The sequence below is a fragment of the Mycobacterium sp. NGS57 genome (assembly GCF_059812405.1).
Genome location: NZ_JCALCP010000001.1, coordinates 333,420 through 348,680 on the forward strand (window position 1 = coordinate 333,420; position 15,261 = coordinate 348,680).

16 protein-coding genes are annotated in these 15,261 nt (G+C 70.5%); 7 read left to right on the forward strand and 9 right to left on the reverse strand.

Annotation, left to right across the window (positions count from 1 at the left end):
* The first annotated feature begins 24 nt into the window (after positions 1 to 24).
* Positions 25 to 795: a sulfite exporter TauE/SafE family protein gene (locus AC5Y43_RS01765; RefSeq protein ID WP_499969373.1), complete on the forward strand. Its 771-nt coding sequence runs from the start codon at positions 25 to 27 to the stop codon at positions 793 to 795.
* On the opposite strand, the gene AC5Y43_RS01770 is transcribed toward AC5Y43_RS01765, so the two are convergent.
* Positions 782 to 1,858, reverse strand: a complete 1,077-nt coding sequence (locus AC5Y43_RS01770; protein ID WP_499969375.1) for a glutamate--cysteine ligase — start codon at positions 1,856 to 1,858, stop codon at positions 782 to 784. The genes AC5Y43_RS01765 and AC5Y43_RS01770 overlap by 14 nt on opposite strands.
* A 1-nt stretch (position 1,859) precedes the next feature.
* Positions 1,860 to 2,273, reverse strand: coding sequence for an anti-sigma factor antagonist (locus AC5Y43_RS01775; RefSeq protein ID WP_499968666.1), 414 nt, complete (start codon positions 2,271 to 2,273; stop codon positions 1,860 to 1,862).
* A gap of 178 nt (positions 2,274 to 2,451) precedes the next feature.
* Here AC5Y43_RS01775 and AC5Y43_RS01780 point away from each other — a divergent pair, with 178 nt between their 5' ends.
* Positions 2,452 to 3,036, forward strand: coding sequence for a TetR/AcrR family transcriptional regulator (locus AC5Y43_RS01780; RefSeq protein WP_499968668.1), 585 nt, complete (start codon positions 2,452 to 2,454; stop codon positions 3,034 to 3,036).
* Between the two features lie 21 nt (positions 3,037 to 3,057).
* Here the strand turns inward: AC5Y43_RS01780 and AC5Y43_RS01785 are convergent, their stop codons facing one another.
* Complete coding sequence (locus tag AC5Y43_RS01785) at positions 3,058 to 3,723, reverse strand: DedA family protein (protein ID WP_499968670.1); 666 nt, start codon at positions 3,721 to 3,723, stop codon at positions 3,058 to 3,060.
* Between the two features lie 50 nt (positions 3,724 to 3,773).
* Between AC5Y43_RS01785 and AC5Y43_RS01790 the strand changes: the two genes are divergently transcribed.
* On the forward strand, positions 3,774 to 5,417 hold the full coding sequence (locus tag AC5Y43_RS01790) for an acyl-CoA synthetase (RefSeq protein ID WP_499968672.1): 1,644 nt from the start codon (positions 3,774 to 3,776) through the stop codon (positions 5,415 to 5,417).
* Here AC5Y43_RS01790 and AC5Y43_RS01795 read toward each other — a convergent pair.
* Positions 5,414 to 7,195, reverse strand: coding sequence for a PPE domain-containing protein (locus AC5Y43_RS01795; protein ID WP_499968676.1), 1,782 nt, complete (start codon positions 7,193 to 7,195; stop codon positions 5,414 to 5,416). The two genes, AC5Y43_RS01790 and AC5Y43_RS01795, sit on opposite strands and share 4 nt — an antisense overlap.
* Positions 7,196 to 7,332: 137 nt before the next feature.
* Here AC5Y43_RS01795 and AC5Y43_RS01800 point away from each other — a divergent pair, with 137 nt between their 5' ends.
* Complete coding sequence (locus AC5Y43_RS01800; RefSeq protein WP_499968678.1) at positions 7,333 to 8,130, forward strand: IclR family transcriptional regulator; 798 nt, start codon at positions 7,333 to 7,335, stop codon at positions 8,128 to 8,130.
* 116 nt (positions 8,131 to 8,246) lie between these two features.
* Positions 8,247 to 10,091 carry a PE family protein gene (locus AC5Y43_RS01805; RefSeq protein ID WP_499968681.1) on the forward strand — a complete coding sequence of 615 codons (1,845 nt, stop codon included), beginning with the start codon at positions 8,247 to 8,249 and terminating at the stop codon, positions 10,089 to 10,091.
* Here AC5Y43_RS01805 and phtC read toward each other — a convergent pair.
* The 5 genes from phtC to AC5Y43_RS01830 are packed head-to-tail and all read right to left on the reverse strand — an operon-like array spanning position 10,079 to position 13,614.
* Positions 10,079 to 10,798, reverse strand: a complete 720-nt coding sequence (gene phtC, locus AC5Y43_RS01810; protein WP_499968683.1) for a 3,4-dihydroxyphthalate decarboxylase — start codon at positions 10,796 to 10,798, stop codon at positions 10,079 to 10,081. The genes AC5Y43_RS01805 and phtC overlap by 13 nt on opposite strands.
* Positions 10,795 to 11,589 (reverse strand): 3-(cis-5,6-dihydroxycyclohexa-1,3-dien-1-yl)propanoate dehydrogenase, encoded by a 795-nt coding sequence (hcaB, locus tag AC5Y43_RS01815; protein WP_499968685.1) that lies wholly within the window; start codon positions 11,587 to 11,589, stop codon positions 10,795 to 10,797. The genes phtC and hcaB overlap by 4 nt, the downstream gene beginning before the upstream one ends.
* Positions 11,586 to 11,816: a dihydrodiol dehydrogenase gene (locus AC5Y43_RS01820; RefSeq protein WP_499968687.1), complete on the reverse strand. Its 231-nt coding sequence runs from the start codon at positions 11,814 to 11,816 to the stop codon at positions 11,586 to 11,588. Before AC5Y43_RS01820 ends, hcaB begins: the two co-directional genes overlap by 4 nt.
* The gene (locus AC5Y43_RS01825; protein ID WP_499968689.1) at positions 11,813 to 12,340 is read right to left on the reverse strand and encodes a 3-phenylpropionate/cinnamic acid dioxygenase subunit beta; all 528 of its coding nucleotides are present in this window, start codon (positions 12,338 to 12,340) and stop codon (positions 11,813 to 11,815) included. Before AC5Y43_RS01825 ends, AC5Y43_RS01820 begins: the two co-directional genes overlap by 4 nt.
* Positions 12,337 to 13,614, reverse strand: coding sequence for an aromatic ring-hydroxylating dioxygenase subunit alpha (locus AC5Y43_RS01830; RefSeq protein WP_499969376.1), 1,278 nt, complete (start codon positions 13,612 to 13,614; stop codon positions 12,337 to 12,339). Before AC5Y43_RS01830 ends, AC5Y43_RS01825 begins: the two co-directional genes overlap by 4 nt.
* A 214-nt stretch (positions 13,615 to 13,828) precedes the next feature.
* Between AC5Y43_RS01830 and AC5Y43_RS01835 the strand changes: the two genes are divergently transcribed.
* On the forward strand, positions 13,829 to 14,764 hold the full coding sequence (locus tag AC5Y43_RS01835; RefSeq protein ID WP_499968692.1) for a Rieske (2Fe-2S) protein: 936 nt from the start codon (positions 13,829 to 13,831) through the stop codon (positions 14,762 to 14,764).
* Entirely contained in the window at positions 14,761 to 15,246 is a 486-nt protein-coding gene (locus AC5Y43_RS01840) for a hemerythrin domain-containing protein (RefSeq protein WP_499968694.1), read from the forward strand. Before AC5Y43_RS01835 ends, AC5Y43_RS01840 begins: the two co-directional genes overlap by 4 nt.
* Positions 15,247 to 15,261: the final 15 nt, after the last annotated feature.

The following is a 15,261-nucleotide window of genomic DNA, read 5'->3' on the forward strand; positions in this document are numbered from 1 at the left end:
CGGCCCTAGGTGCTGGCTTCGCACGTGCTCGTGATCGCCGCGGCGGGATTCGCCGCCGGCACCATCAACGCCCTCGTCGGGTCGGGCACCCTGATCACCTTCCCGACGCTGGTCACCCTGGGCTATCCGCCGGTCACGGCCACCATGTCCAACGCGATCGGCCTGGTCGCGGGCAGCGTGTCGAGCACCTGGGGCTATCGCGCCGAGCTGGCCGGCCAGTGGCGCCGGTTGCGCTGGCAGATCCCGGCGTCGCTGGCCGGGGCGATGCTGGGGGCGTTCCTGCTGCTGCACCTGCCCGCGGCGGTGTTCGGCGAGATCGTGCCGGTGTTGTTGACACTGGCGCTGGTGCTGGTGGTGATCGGGCCGCGACTGCAGGCGTGGGCGGCCAAACGGGCCGAACGAGCGGGCCGCTCCGCCGAACACGTCACCCCGGCGCGGATGGCCGTACTCGTGCTGGGGACGTTCGCCGTCGGGGTCTACGGCGGCTATTTCACTGCGGCGCAGGGCATCCTGCTGGTCGGGGTGATGGGCGCGCTGCTGCCCGAGTCGGTGCAGCGCATGAACGCGGCCAAGAACCTGCTCACGCTCTTGGTGAATGTGGTTGCGGCCGTATGCTATTCGCTGGTTGCCCCCGAGCGGATCAGCTGGCCGGTCGTCGGACTCCTCGCGGTGGGCTCGCTGATCGGTGGTTGGGTCGGGGCGCGTTACGGGCGCCGGCTCTCGTCGACCGCGTTGCGTTCCACCATCGTCGTGGTCGGGCTCATCGGGCTCTACCGGCTGGTCACGCTGGCGTGACGGCGACGACGTCAACGACGTCCCGCACGTCCTCGCGCTCTCGCCACGCCCGCAGCTGGCGCATCGCGCCGTTGCCCTGGGTGGCGATGCGGTCGAGTTCGGCTGTGACGCGGTCGTATTCGCCGAGCGTGTCCAGCGCCGGGCGCACCCGGTGCACCAGCGTGCCCAGCAACTCGCGCGCCGGAATCGCGCCGCGGCCGCCTTCCAGATCGAGCGAGCGTCCCGCCAGCCCGTCGTGGGAGGCCTTCCAGTACGCCGCCCGCAGCGCCCCGGGCGGCAGGCGGACCGGCCGATCGCCGAGCGCGGTCATCACCGCGGCGCGGATCAGCGTCGCCAGCAACACGGTTTCGGCAACGGTCGCCGGCACGTCGGCAACCCGCACCTCGACCGTCGGGAAACTCTCCGACGGGCGCACGTCCCAATAGACCATGTCCCGATCCAGGATCACCCCGGAGTCGACCAGCATCCGCACCGCGCGGTCGTAGTCCTCGAGCGACTCGAAGAACGGCGGCGGCCCGGCCACGGGCCAGCGTCGCCACAGCACGCTGCGCCAGCTCGCGTGGCCGCTGTCGGCGTTGCGATACACCGGCGAATTCGCCGACAGCGCAAGCAAAGACGGCAACCACGGCCGCAGCCAGTTGCTGGCGTGGACGGCGGCCGCGCGGTCGGGCACCTGCACGTGCACGTGGCATCCGCAGATGCCCTGCTCGTGGGCGATCATCCCGAACTCCGCGCCGATGCGACGGTATCGGGGGGTGTCGGTGACGGGAAACTCGTGCGGTGTGGCCGGCGGCAGCCCCGAGGCCAGCAGCCGAACACCCGCGGCCTCGGCGGCCTCGGCCGCCACCCGCCGCAGTCGGGTGAGCTCCGCGGCGAGCTGGTCGCTGGTCGCGGCCACGCTCGAGGTGGTTTCGACCTGGCAGCTGCTCAGTTCCCGTTGCAGTTCGACGCCGCGCCGTTGCGCCTCCTCGGCCACCGCGTCGTTGCGGGGGATGGGTTCGCCGGTGCGCGGGTCGGCGAGGAGGAACTCCTCCTCCGCACCGAACGTGGGAGGGTCGCTCAGCTCACCACCGGGCGGCCGCCGTGAGCGCGGCGTCCGCCGTCGGATAGATGGGCAGGACACTGCTCAGCCCGCAGGCGTCGACGACGCGCGCGACGGACGGCTCGTGGCTCACCAGACGCAACTCGATGCCGCGGTCTCGACACCGGTGCGCCTCGTCGGCCAGGACGGCAAATGCGCAACAACCCATGAAATCCAGCCCCGTGACGTCGACGACCAGAGGTCCGGGCGCCTCGACGACTCCGGCAGCCTCGCTGACCAGCTGCCGCCAGGTGTGCTCGTTGCACGCGTCGACCTCACCGCCGGCGTTGATCAGCACCGCCGCGCCGTTGCGGTCGGTGGTCGCGCGCAGCGTGCTGTGTGGATCGCCCAGCTCGTAGACCAGCCTCGTGCTGAGCATGAAATGTGGGCTGGACATTGGTTCTGCAACAATAACTGGACTCACGGGGACCCCCTAATCGACCGGCGCGACCGCCGGGATGGTTGCCCGTCCTGCTGTCTGAAGACGAATTCTTCGCGGACTGCGAATCTCATTTGTATAACGAGACAGGGCGGTCTGTCTACACGCCCCGGGTAAGAGTACGGTAAGGCGCGGTATGACAAGCCTGGATGTCTCGAAGGCCGCGTCCGCGCGCGATCGCATCCTGACCGCCGCGTACGAGCTCTTCGTCCGGCGCGGTATCCGCGCGGTCGGCACCGACGAGGTGATCGAGCGGGCCGGCGTCGCCAAGGCGACGCTGTACCGGCATTTCCCCACGAAGAACGCCCTCGTGCTGGCCGTGCTGGACCGTCGCGAGCAACTCTGGACCATCGGACTGGTCGAGACGCAATCGCGGCTGCGCGGCGCCGGCCCCGAAGAGCAACTGCTGGCGATCTTCGACGTCTTCCACGATTGGTTCCAAGACCGCGACGGCTTCGAGGGATGCTCGTTCATCAACGTCCTGCTCGAGCTGGGCACCGATCACCCCGCGGGGCAGGCCAGCGTCACCTATCTGGACAACATCCGCGATATCGTGCGCCAGCGCGCCGAAGCGGCCGGGCTTGCCGACGTCGACAACTTCGCCCGGTCCTGGCACATCCTGATGAAGGGCGCCATCATCTCCGCCGCGGAAGGCGATTTGGACGCCGCGCGGCGTGCCCAGCAGATGGCGCGCGCGCTCATCGGCCAGCATCGGCCGTAACGGCCGGAACCACAGGGGATTTCACACGGCGTCGGGCGCGGCGGTGCTGGTCTTGCGGTAGTGCTCGGCCTCGAGCTCGGCGACCGCGCGCGACGTGCGTTCCCGCAGCAGGATCGCGGCGGTGATCCCGCACACGACCGCGATGACCAGGCCGATCCAGGAGAACCGCTCCATCCAGTGCTCGGCGGCCATGCCCGCGAAATAGACGAGCGCGGTGGTGCCGCCGGCCCAACAGATGGCGCCCGACACGTTGGCCGCCAGGAAACGCGGATAGTGCATCTTCAGGGCGCCGGCGAGGGGCCCGGCGAATATCCGCAGCAGCGCGATGAAGCGGCCGAGGAAGACCGCCCGGACTCCCCAGCGGTTGAACAACTTTTCGGCAAGGGCGACGTGTCCGGGACCGAAGTGCTTGGGGAAGCGCCGGCCGAGCCGGTCGAACAGCGGCAGGCCGAACCGGCGCCCGATCGCGTAGCCGATCGAGTCGCCGACCACGGCGCCGATCACCGCGGCCACGCCGACGCCGACCGGGCTGACGGCCAGGTCGTGGTGCGACGACAGCAGCGCGGCACTGACCAGCACGATCTCCCCGGGAAGGGGGATGCCGAGGCTTTCCATCCCGACCACGCCGCAGACCACGAGGTAGACGGCGAGCGGCGGGATCGCCTGCAGCAGGGCATCGACATGCATGGGTCAAGGATGCCTGACCACCGGCCGGGCCGCGCCGTAATGTCCTGTGCGTGGCGGACCAAGAATTCAACCTTGCCCAGGTGTTCGGTGCGGTCGCGGCGGCCAACCCCGACCGGGATTGCATCGTGTTCGGCGATCGGCGCTTCACGTTCGCGCAGACCGCCGCGCGCGCCCGGCGATTCGCCCGCGCGCTGCACGGGTGGGGGCTGGGCGCCCACCGGGAGCGCGCCGAGCTGGCGCCGCACGAGTCGGGGCAAAGCCACCTCGGGCTGTACCTGGCCAACTGCAACGAGTACCTCGAGGCGATGCTCGGCGCGTACGGGGCGCGGGTCGCGCCGTTCAACATCAACTACCGCTACGTCGCCGACGAGCTGGTGTACCTGCTCGGCAACTCCGGCGCCGACGCCGTGGTCTATCACGCCCGGTTCGCCCCGACGCTGGCCGAGGCGCTGGAGGAGTTGCCGTCGCGGCCGCGGCTGATCCACGTCGACGACGGGTCGGGCAACGATCCGTTGCCGGGCGCGGTGCGCTTCGAGGACCTGCTGGCCTCGGTGTCCGACGAGCCGCTGGACCTGACGCCGTCGCCCGACGACCTGTACGTGCTCTACACCGGCGGCACCACCGGCATGCCGAAGGGCGTGCTGTGGCGCCAGCACGACATCTACATGAACACCATGGGCGGGCAGGTGATGGGCACGAGGGTGGGCAGCATCGAGGAGATCGTCGAGCGGTCGCGGCCGGCGGGACCGGGCTCGATGACCGTCGCGCCGCTGATGCACGGGGCCGCGCAGTGGGCGGCCTTCATCTGCCTGTGCGGCGGGCGGCCGTTCGTGATGCCCGGGACCACCACCCATTTCGATCCGGCCGAGGCGCTGGCGCTGGCCGCCCGCGAGCGGGTGATGTCGCTGTCGATGGTCGGCGACGCCTTCGGCCGGCCGCTGGCCGACGAGCTCGCGGCCGGCGACTACGACCTGTCGGCGCTGTTCGTGCTGGTCACCGGCGGGGCGGCGCTCAGCGCGCGGCTCAAGGAGCGGTTCGTCGAGCTGTTGCCGCACCTGACGATCATGGACGCGGGCGGGTCGTCGGAATCCGGGGCGCAGATGTTCCAGATGTCCAGTCGCGCGCAGCGCCTGTCGGGCCGGTTCGCCCCGAACCCCGGCGCCGTGGTGATCAGCGAGGACATGACCCGGGTCCTGGCGCCGGGCGACGACGAGATCGGCTGGCTGGCCCAGCGGGACCTGATCCCGCTGGGGTACCTGGGCGACCCGGAGAAGACGGCGCGGACGTTCCCGGTCATCGACGGCGTCCGGCATTCGGTGCCCGGCGACCGGGCCCGCTGGGACGCCGACGGCCAGATCGAGCTGCTGGGCCGCGATTCGGTGACCATCAACTCCGGCGGCGAGAAGATCTTCGCCGAGGAGGTCGAGGCCGCGATCGTGGGGCACCCGGCCGTCTACGACGTCGTGGTGACGAGCCGGCCCAGCGCCCGGTGGGGCAACGAGGTCGTCGCGCTCGTCCAATTGACCGACGGCGCGCCGCGAGAAGGGTTGGCCGACAGCATCATCGACGAGGCGGCCCGCCACATCGCGCGCTACAAGCTGCCGAAGCAGATCGTGTTCTGCGACCGGGTGCAGCGCTCACCGTCGGGCAAGGCCGACTACCGGTGGGCGAAAGCCCAAGTGGCGCAGGGCTAGTGGAAGAACCCGGACTGGTTGTCGCCGGTGTTGTAGCCGCCCGAGCTCCCGTCGCCGGAGTTGGCCACGCCGGAGCTGTAGCTGCCCGTGTTGTTGATCCCCGTGTTGTAGAGACCCGTGTTGCCCCAGCCCGACAGCGCGAAGCCCGAGTTGTAGAAGCCCACGTTGCCCCTGCCGTCGGTGTTGTGGAAGCCCGAGGTGTAGCCGTAGGCGTCCGGGGTCACGTTGTAGTAGCCCGACGAGTCGCTGCCGGTGTTGTAGAAGCCGGACAGGTTGCTGCCGACGTTGCCGAAACCGGAGTTCGCGTCGGGCTGGGTCATCCAGTTACCGCTGCCGGTGTTGACGCTGCCCGAGTTGAACAGGCCGGTGTTGGTGTTACCGGAGTTGAACAGCCCGGTGTTCCAGTAGCCGGAGTTGAAGAAGCCCGTGTTGGTCCCGTAATCGGCCGAGTTGAACATGCCGGTGTTGCCGGAGCCGGCGTTGCCGAAGCCGACGTTGTCGTAGAAAGCGTTGCCGCCGCCCATGTTTCCGTAACCGGCGTTGCCGAAGCCGAAGTTGGTGTCGCCGCCGTTGCCGAACCCGGTGTTGAGGTAACCGGCGTTCCACGAGCCGGTGTTGGTGGCGCCGGCGTTGCCGACGCCGAAGTTTCCGCTGCCGGAGTTGAAGAACCCGACGTTGTTGTCGCCGGAGTTGAAGAACCCGACGTTGTTGTTGCCCGAGTTGCCGAAGCCCAGGTTGTTGAGGCCGGCATTCAGCCCGCCGATGCCGACTTGGTTGTCGCCGGTGAGGTTGAAGCCGACGTTGTTGTTGCCATGGTTGCCGAACCCGACGTTGAAGCTGCCGAGGTTGCCGAACCCGACGTTGGAGTCGCCGTTGTTGCCGCCGCCCAGGTTGTAGGAGCCGGCGTTGCCGCTGCCGAAGTTCTGCGAGCCGATATTGCCGCCGCCGCGGTTCCCGTCGCCGACGTTGCCGGAGCCGAGGTTCCCGTTGCCCTGGTTTCCGCTGCCCAGGTTGAGGTTGCCGAAGTTGCCGCTGCCGAAGTTGGTGCTGCCCCAGTTGCCGCTGCCGAGGTTGGCGTTGCCGGTGTTGCCGCTGCCCAGGTTGGCGTTGCCGATGTTGCCGCTGCCCAGGTTCGCGTTGCCGATGTTGCCGCTGCCGGGGTTCGAGTTGCCGGTGTTGCCGCTGCCGGGGTTGTTGTTGCCCTGGTTGCCGATGCCCAGGTTCCACACGCCGTTGTTGTTGAAGCCGGTGTTCAGGCTCGCCAGCGACTGCTGCCAGGACGCCAGCTGCGACGCGGCGGCCGACGCCCCCGCGTGATAGCCGGCCATCGCGGTGACGTCCTGCGCCCACATCTGTTCGTAGACGCTCTCGGCGGCCGCGATCGCAGGTGCGTTCTGGCCGAACAGGTTTGACAACACCAGCTGCACGAACCCGTTGCGGTTGGCCGCCACCGCGGCCGGGTGAACGGTGGCCGCCTGCGCGGCCTCGAACGCTGCCGCCACCGCGCCGGCCTGCCCGCCCGCCTCGGTGGCGTGGCCCGCCGCCGCGCTCAGCCAGCCGGTGTACGGGGCGGCCGCCGCGGCCATGGCCGTCGATGCGGGGCCCTGCCAGGCCTGCGCCGCCAGTCCCGTGGTCACCGAGGCGAACGAGCCCGCCGCCGATCCCAGCTCGTCGGCCAGCGCCTGCCAGGCCGCCGCCGCCTCCAGCATCGGCGCCGACCCGGCACCGACGAACATCCGCAGCGAATTGATCTCCGGTGGTAGCACCAAGAAGGACATGACAGCCCCGCATTCTCAGAGTTCTACGACTCTGGTTATTCCATACTTGAAGACGGTATATGGCGGTTAAAAGAAAATCTCGGTTTCAGCGAACTCGCGCCGGATTGGGGGGTCCCTTCCTCGGTACGGTCACTGTCATGCGGAAAAACGCAGAGCAGCCCCTGCCGGGGGGCGACGCGGCTGCGCCGCAGTACCCGATCGAGTCGGTGGACAACGCGCTGAAGCTGCTGCTGTTGCTGGGGGAGCGGCCCGAGATCCGGCTCAGCGAGGCGACCCGGTATTTGGGCGTCGCGTCGTCGACGGCGCACCGGCTGCTGGCGATGCTGGCCTACCGCGGCTTCGTCCGGCAGGACCCGGTGTCCAAGGCGTACCTGCCCGGGCCCTCGCTGACCGGGGTGGCGTTCGCGATCTTCGGCCGCATCGACATTCAGCGATCGGCCATCCCGATTATGCGCAGCCTCGGCGAGCAACTGCGGGAATCGATTCACGTCGGCATGCTCGACGGCGCAAACGTGCGTTTCGTCGCCGCCGTCGAGGGCCCGGCGGCGGTGCGGGTGGCGTCCCGGCTGGGCCGTTCGATGCCCGCGCACTGCACCTCCACGGGAAAGGTTCTGCTCGCCCAGCTATCGGAAACCGAACTGCGCCAGGCGATTCCGCGCGACGAGCTGGAGCGCATCACGCCCCGCTCGATCGGCAGCCGCACCGAGCTGGAGGCCGAGCTGGCGCGCATCCGTGAGCGTGGCTACGCCGTCAATCGCGAGGAGAGCGAAGAGGGCGTCGCCTCGGTCGCGGTCCCCATCCCGACGCGGGCGCCGGGCCTGCGGCTCGCGCTCAACGCCGCCGCGCCCCAGAACCGCCTCGACGACTCGAGGTACCCGGCGGTGGCCGCCGCACTTGTCAAGGCGGCCAAAGAAATTGGCGATCAGCTGGGCTAGGGGCCGGAACGCGGCCGGCGGCCGAGCCTGTGACTTGACTGCTGAAATCGGCGTTTGGCGATATAAGCGGCGCAGTGAGAATACGGTTTTTCGATCGGCGATTGATCGGAGGCGTCATGTCCTTTCTCATTGCGATCCCGGAGGCGGTCTCGGCGGCCGCCAACGATCTGGCGGGCATCGGCTCGGGGCTCACTGCGGCCAGCGCGACCGCGGCGGCCACGACGACGGAGCTGTTGCCGGCGGCGGCCGACGAGGTGTCGGCGGCCATCGCCGCGGTCTTCGGCCGTCACGCCCAGGCCTACCAGGCGGCCAGCGCGCAGGTGGCGGCCTTCCACGATCAGTTTGTCCAGGCCCTCGGCGGCGGTGCCGGTGCCTACGTTTCCGCGGAGGTGACCAACGCGCAGCAGGCCGCGCTGGGTGCGATCAACGCGCCCGCCCAGGCGTTGGTGGGGCGCCCGCTGTTCGGCGACGGCGCCAACGCCGCCGCGGGCAGCGGCGCCAACGGCGGCGCCGGCGGGCTGCTGTGGGGCAACGGTGGCAATGGCGGCTCCGGCGGCGCCGGGCAGGCCGGCGGCAACGGCGGCAGCGCGGGGCTGATCGGCAACGGCGGCCCCGGCGGCGCGGGCGGCGCCGGCGCGTCCGGCGGCAACGGGGGTGCCGGCGGCTGGCTGAACGGCAACGGCGGGATGGGCGGGCAAGGTGGCGCCGCGACGGCGGCCGTCAACGCCGGCCTGCCCGGGCGCGGGGGCGACGGCGGCAGCGCCTACCTGTTCGGCGCCGGTGGTGCCGGCGGCCAGGGCGGCACCGGGCTGGCCGGGGCGGCCGGCGTCAACCCCGTGATCACCGGGCAGGCCGCGACCGGCAGTGCCGGCAACAGCATCTTCAGCAGCACGGATCGTAATTCCTTCGGCTTCAATGGCGGCGACGGCGCCGACGGCGGATTGGGCACCACCGGAGGAACCGGTGGTGCCGGCGGCGCGGCGGCCGGAGGGGCGGGCGCCACGGGGGTCGGCGGCAACGGCGGCGCCGGTGGCGCCGGCGGCAACGGGGGCGCCGGCGGCGACGGCGGAAACGCGTCGGCAGGCGGCGCGTCGCTGACCTTTGCCGCGGCCACCGGCGGCGACGGCGGCAACGGGACCAACGCTTCGGCCCCCGGCGGTACGGGCGGCGCCGGCGGTATCGGCGGGGCGGCCACCGGCTTCGGTACCAGTGCGATCGCCCAGTCGGGGGCAGGTGGCAACGGCGGCGGTGGCGCCGCCGGCGCCTCGGGCGGAACGGGTGGCAGCGGGGGCGCCGGCGGCGACGGCGGCCATGGCGGGCTGCTGTCCGGCGCCGGCGGCGCCGGTGGCGCGGGCGGTACCGGCGGCGTCGGGGGCCTCGGAGCCGACGGCGGCCAGGGCGGCGAGGGAGGCCGCGCGGCGTTTGCCGGCACCACAGTGGGCGGTTTCCAGTCCGTCGGGGGCGCGGGTGGCGCCGGCGGCGACGGCGGCTTCGGCGGCACCGGCGGCACCGGCGGGACCGGTGGGGCCGGCGGCCACGGTGGGGCCGGCGGGCTCTTCGGCGATGGCGGCGTCGGTGGCAACGCCGGCGTCGGAGGCCAAGGCGGTCAGGGCGGCAACGGTGCCCTCGGCGGTGCCGGCGGCGACGGTGGTAACACCCCCACCAACGGCCTGTCCGCGACAACCGTTGGCGGTAACGCCGGCAATGGCGGCGACGGCGGAAACGGCGGAAACGGCGGAAACGGCGGCGGCAGCGGCGTCGGCGGCCTCGGCGGTTCCGGTGGTCTGTTCGGCGAGGCGGGCACTAACGGCACCGGCGGTGCCGGCGGTACCGGAGGCGACGGCGGCAGCGGGGTCAGCGGCGGAGGCGCCGGCACGCCCGGCGTGGGACTGACCAGCGACGGAGACGCCGGCAACGCCGGCGGCCACGGAGCGGACGGTGCGCAGGGTCAGGACGGCTGATCGCCCAGCCCGGCGACCTCGTGCCGCCAGGCTGCGTCGGTGTTGAAGCCGGATCCCAAGTCCGGCAGGTCATTCCAATCGCGTGCGTCGATCTCGCGCAGCGTGCCGCCGGCCGAGACCACGCGCAGCGACATCCGCGCCAGCTCGTCGAGGCTGATCGCTTGCAGCACGGCCTGCTGAACGGTGTTGGCGGCGCTGGTGATTCCATGTCCGCGCAGGATCACCACCGGGCTGCCGCCCATCGCGGCCACCATTTCCTTGCCCAGCGCCGAATTTCGGATGAGCACGGCGCGCTCGTAGACCGGCACGCCGCCGCGCGCCAGCCACACTCCGGGGATGTCGTAGGCGCCGTAGATCGGCCGCAGCGTGATGCCGGCGAGGTCGGCGGCGACGACGGCGGGCGGGTGCAGGTGCGCGACGGCGCCGTGTCCCGCGTGCAGGGTCTCCACGTGGATGGGCAGTTCGTTGGGGACGCGGTAACCGTCGAGTTCGCCTGCGGCGCCGGCAGTTCCGTCGAACCTGATCAACCGGATGTCGCTGGGTCGCGTGTACGCGACGCCGGTATCGGTGTCGCTGCGGCAACGCACCAGCAGGCGCTCGTCGTCGACGCGAAGGCTCAGGTGGCCGAGGATGCCGTCGACCAAACCGCGGGCCGCGGCGACCCGGCAGGCCTGGGCCACCAGGGTGCGCTGCTCGTCGAGCGTCATGACCGTGCCCCGGTGCCGAAACCGCCGTCGGGGTGGACGGTTTCGGCGGTGATGCCGCGGGACCGGTCGGAGGCCAAAAACACGTAACTCCACGCGTGGTCCGCGCCGGTGAGCGCGACATTCAGCGGGGTGCGCGCCGCCAGATCTTGCGCCCGGCCGGGGCTGTCGTCGAGTCGCACGTCGTCGAGCCCGAGGCTGGCCAGGCCGCGCAGGTCGGTGTGCAGCGTGCCGCCCGGCGCCACTCCGTTGACCCGGATCTGGGGCGCGAGTTCGTGCGCCAGCGCCGAAACCAGGCCGCGCACCGCGAATTTCGACGACACGTACAGCGCGCCGCCGCGCCCGGGCTGGTAGGACGACGTGGATTCGGTCAGCACGATCGACGGCCCGGCGCCGGCCCGCAGCGCGGGCAGGGCCGCCTTCACGGAATGCAGGTGGCTGAGCACATTGGTGCGGAACATCTCGTCGAACGCATCGGAGAGGGCGTCGGCGTCGATGTCGCCGAGGCCCTTGTAGAAGTCGAAGACACCCACGCAGTTGACCAGGGTGTCCAGGCCACCGAAGGCGTCGGCGGCGGCGGCGACGGCGCGGTCGTTGGCCTCGCGGGTGACGGCGTCGCCCTCGACCACCGGTACGTCGGGCAACTCCTGCCGTAAGCGATCGCACTTGCCGGAATCACGTTCCAGGACCGCCACTTCGGCGCCCTGGCCGCGGAACGCGTCGACGACGGCGCGGCCGATCCCCGAACCCGCGCCCACGACCAGCGCGCGCTTGTCCTCCAGCCAGCCCGTCACGGCGCCGGATCCTCGTCGGGCAGCAGCGGGCCGTCGATGTTGCCGACCATGGCCGCCAGCGTACGGGTGTTCTGCCGCGTCAGCGCCTCGACCTCGAGCGCGTCCAGGCTGATCGACCGTCCGGATTTGGGTGCGGTGATCAGCAGGCGCGACCCGTTGCGGGTGTCGACGCGGCGCACCTCGACCTCGGCGAACTCGTTGGCGATCGTGATCGGTTCGTCGCTCAAAGGAACACCGCCAGGTTCTGCATCCGCAGCACCGATTCGTCGACGAAGATGGTGCGGCGAGCCAATTTCCAGCGATCTGTACTCCAGCGCAGCAGGTCCTCCCGTCCGCACGACACCAGCGCGGCGTCGTTGACGTCGCCGCGGCTGCGGAACAGCAGCTCGGCGGACTCGACGATCAGGTCCTCGGAGTCGTCGGACTCGAACGCGCGCACGTTGGTGATGAAGTGCCGCAGCCGCGATGGCGGGTCCTCGGTCCAGGCGTGCTCGGTGGCGAAGCGCGCGACGCGCTGGGTCAGCGAGTACTTGTCCTCGTCGAAGTGCGCCATGCCCGGTGACGTGTCGAACCCGGCGCCGCGCGCGGTGGTGACCCGGACCGGCATCACATAACGGATGTCGTCGGTCAGCGTGTCCAGCCACGCGGCGTAGTCCTGGGCGTCCAGCAGGTAGGCCTCGTCGACCAGGAACTGGTGGGCCTGCAGGTGGCGAATGTCACTAAATGGCAAGCACGGCAGCGGCTTTCTCATGAGAGGTAGTCCGCCCACAACGTGAGCAGCGCGCGCTGGTTGTGCTCGTTGTAGCCCACCTGGGCGCGACCCGGCCCGTGGAACAACTCGGGCGGCAGCGCCTCGACGACGGGGCGGTCGTCGGGCAGCAGGCCCATCCGGCTGTTGAGCAGCAGCCGCCGCGCCATCGACCCGCCCGCGGTGGTGGTCAGCGACACCCAGTTCTCCACGTCGTCCTGTTCGAACATGCCGGTCGAGCCGAAGCACATCAGATACGCCTGGTACGAATCCTTTTTGTACTGCGCGGGAGCCGCGGAGTCCACCGCGAACCACGAGCACACCTCGGTCTCGGCCTCGCTGATCGGCTGCCACAGCCGGATCGAGATGAATGGGAGAACCTGCTCGCCGCCGGGCAGCTTGGGCCAGTTGTGCACGAAGCTGAGGTTCGGGAAGCAGGTGGCCGCCGAGATCATGAACCCGTCCTCCCCGACCACCCGCTGCTGCTCGGGCGACCAGGCCTCCTTGATCCGGCCGATCATCTCGTCGGGATAGCCGACGTAGCGCATCCGCTCGTCGAAGCCGCCCGGCGGCAGCTTGTAGGTGGTGCCGCCGCCGCGGCCCGCCCAGTAGGTGGCTCCGTCCTTGCGTTTCTGGGCTTTTGGCTCGCGGAACAGGCCGATGTCGACGATCGACGCGTGCGTGTGCGGCGTGTGGTACATGTCGCCGGCGAAATTCTCGGCGCCGATCTTCCAGTTCGCCTTGATCCGCCAGCGCTGCGGCCCCCGCAGCTCGATGCCCCCGGCGCTCTGCTTGGTGTAGAAGTCCAGATAGAAGCGGAAGTCGCCCAGAAAGTCCTGCAGCGGTTCGGCGTTCGGGTCCAGGCTGACGAACAACAACCCGTTGTAGCTGGCGAAATTCGGTGCGGGAAGCAGACTTTGGGCGCCGCGGGGCAGCCCCTCGTCGCCGCCGTAGGCCTCGCGGTGAAACGGCAGGCCGGTGAGCCGCCCGTCGTTGCGGTACGACCAGCCGTGATACGGGCAGCGGAAGTTCGACGCGTTGCCCATTTCCGCGCGGCACACCTGCATGCCGCGGTGCAGGCACATGTTGAACAGGGCGCGGATCTCGCGGCCGCACCGGGTGACGATGAACGAATCGTCGAGCACGCGGCGCACCACGTAGTCGCCGTCGTGCGGAATCTCCGACTCGTGGCCGACGAACGTCCACGCCCGGGCGAACAGGCGCTCGCGCTCCAGCGCGAACAGGTCCGCGTCGTTGTAGATGTGGGCGGGGATCATCCCGCGCCGGACGTTGTCGAAAACGTCCCCGAGATCGGCCAATCCAGATCCTCTGCTCTACAGAAAACAATTCCGCTGAATAGAATCTCGCACCTGGCCGCGTTGGTCAACGGCGGACGCCCTCTGGCGCCCGCGTGCGACGCAATGTGCGTACTATTTCCGATATTGCGTTTATTCAAGCTTGATATATCTGTATCTGAGGAAGGATGGTGTCATGGGTGGTCGGTCCCGTAGGGCCGGTCGGTTGCGGGAGCTCGGGCCGCGGGTGGTCTCCGCGATCGGGCGGCAGGAGTGGCTGGACCGCCCGAGCTATCGGCTCGAACACCTGCTCAGCTTCGGCTACAACGCGCTGGGCGGGGCGCGCAACACGGTCACCAACGCGCTGCACGGCGTCTGGCTCGGGCATCCCGTCCATCCGCCGCTGGCGTCGCTGACGAGCGGGGCGCTCGGCACTACGGTGGCGCTGGACGCGCTGAGCCTGCTGCCGGGCCGGCCGGCGACCGAGGTCCGCGACGCGTCGCGGTTCGCCACCCGGGCGCTGGGGGTGGGGATCCTGGCGAGCATCGGCTCGGCGATCACCGGCACCACCGACTGGCAGCACACCCACGAGGCCGACCGCCGTGTCGGGCTGGTGCACGGGCTGGTGAACCTGGCCGCCACCGCGCTCTACGCACAGTCCTGGTGGGACCGCCGCCGCGGTCGCCACGGCCGCGGCATCGCGCTGACCGCCCTGGGCTACGGCATCACCGTCGGCGGCAGTTACCTGGGCGGGGCGCTGGTGTTCGAGTCCGGCATCGGACTCGACCGGTCGGGCGAGCGGCTGCGCACCACGCAGTGGACGGCGGTGCTGCCCGCGAGCTCGCTGAACGGCAAGCCGGTGCGCGTCGAGGTCGACGGCGTCGGGCTGGTGGTGTGTCAGACCTCGCCCGGCGAGGTGTCGGCGTTCGGCGAGTTCTGCCCGCACCTGGCCGCCCCGATGGCCGACGGCTGGGTCGACCGCGGCCGGGTCGTGTGCCCCTGGCACGGCTCGTGGTTCGAGGCGGAGTCCGGGCAGGTGCTGCGCGGGCCCGCCGCGGCCCCGCTGCCGTGCTACGAGGCCCGGCTGGTCGACGGAATGGTCGAGGTGCGCGCCGAGGAGGTAGCGAAGTGAACGCGTACGACGTGTTGAAGGACCACCACATCGTGATCAAGGGCCTGGGCCGCAAGATCAGCGAGGCGCCGGTGAACAGCGAAGAGCGCCATGCCCTTTTCGACGACCTGCTCATCGAGCTCGACATCCACTTCCGCATCGAGGACGACCTGTACTACCCGGCGCTGAAGGATGCCAGCAGGCTGATCGCGATCGCCCATGCCGAGCATCGTCAGGTGGTCGACCAGCTTTCGGTGTTGCTCAAGACGCCGCAGAGCGCGCCGGGCTACGAGGACGAGTGGAACTCGTTCAAGACGGTCCTCGAGGCGCACGCCGACGAGGAGGAGCGGGACATGATCCCGGCCCCGCCGGAGGTGACGATCACCGACGCCGAGCTCGAGGCGCTGGGCGAGGCGATGAGCGCCAGGATGGAGCAATACCGCGGCTCGGCCCTGCACCGGATCCGGACGAAGGGACGCGCGGCGCTGGTGCGGGGTCTATAGCGCGATCGCGGAGTA

Excerpts from the sequence above, each read along its gene's own strand:
- AC5Y43_RS01800 (WP_499968678.1), top strand. The coding sequence starts at position 7,333 with ATGCGGAAAAACGCAGAGCAGCCCCTGCCGGGGGGCGACGCGGCTGCG.
- AC5Y43_RS01795 (WP_499968676.1), bottom strand. The coding sequence starts at position 7,195 with ATGTCCTTCTTGGTGCTACCACCGGAGATCAATTCGCTGCGGATGTTC.
- AC5Y43_RS01830 (WP_499969376.1), bottom strand. The coding sequence starts at position 13,614 with ATGATCCCCGCCCACATCTACAACGACGCGGACCTGTTCGCGCTGGAG.
- AC5Y43_RS01835 (WP_499968692.1), top strand. The coding sequence starts at position 13,829 with ATGGGTGGTCGGTCCCGTAGGGCCGGTCGGTTGCGGGAGCTCGGGCCG.
- AC5Y43_RS01775 (WP_499968666.1), bottom strand. The coding sequence starts at position 2,273 with ATGTCCAGCCCACATTTCATGCTCAGCACGAGGCTGGTCTACGAGCTG.
- phtC (WP_499968683.1), bottom strand. The coding sequence starts at position 10,798 with ATGACGCTCGACGAGCAGCGCACCCTGGTGGCCCAGGCCTGCCGGGTC.
- AC5Y43_RS01785 (WP_499968670.1), bottom strand. The coding sequence starts at position 3,723 with ATGCATGTCGATGCCCTGCTGCAGGCGATCCCGCCGCTCGCCGTCTAC.
- AC5Y43_RS01825 (WP_499968689.1), bottom strand. The coding sequence starts at position 12,340 with ATGAGAAAGCCGCTGCCGTGCTTGCCATTTAGTGACATTCGCCACCTG.
- AC5Y43_RS01780 (WP_499968668.1), top strand. The coding sequence starts at position 2,452 with ATGACAAGCCTGGATGTCTCGAAGGCCGCGTCCGCGCGCGATCGCATC.
- AC5Y43_RS01805 (WP_499968681.1), top strand. The coding sequence starts at position 8,247 with ATGTCCTTTCTCATTGCGATCCCGGAGGCGGTCTCGGCGGCCGCCAAC.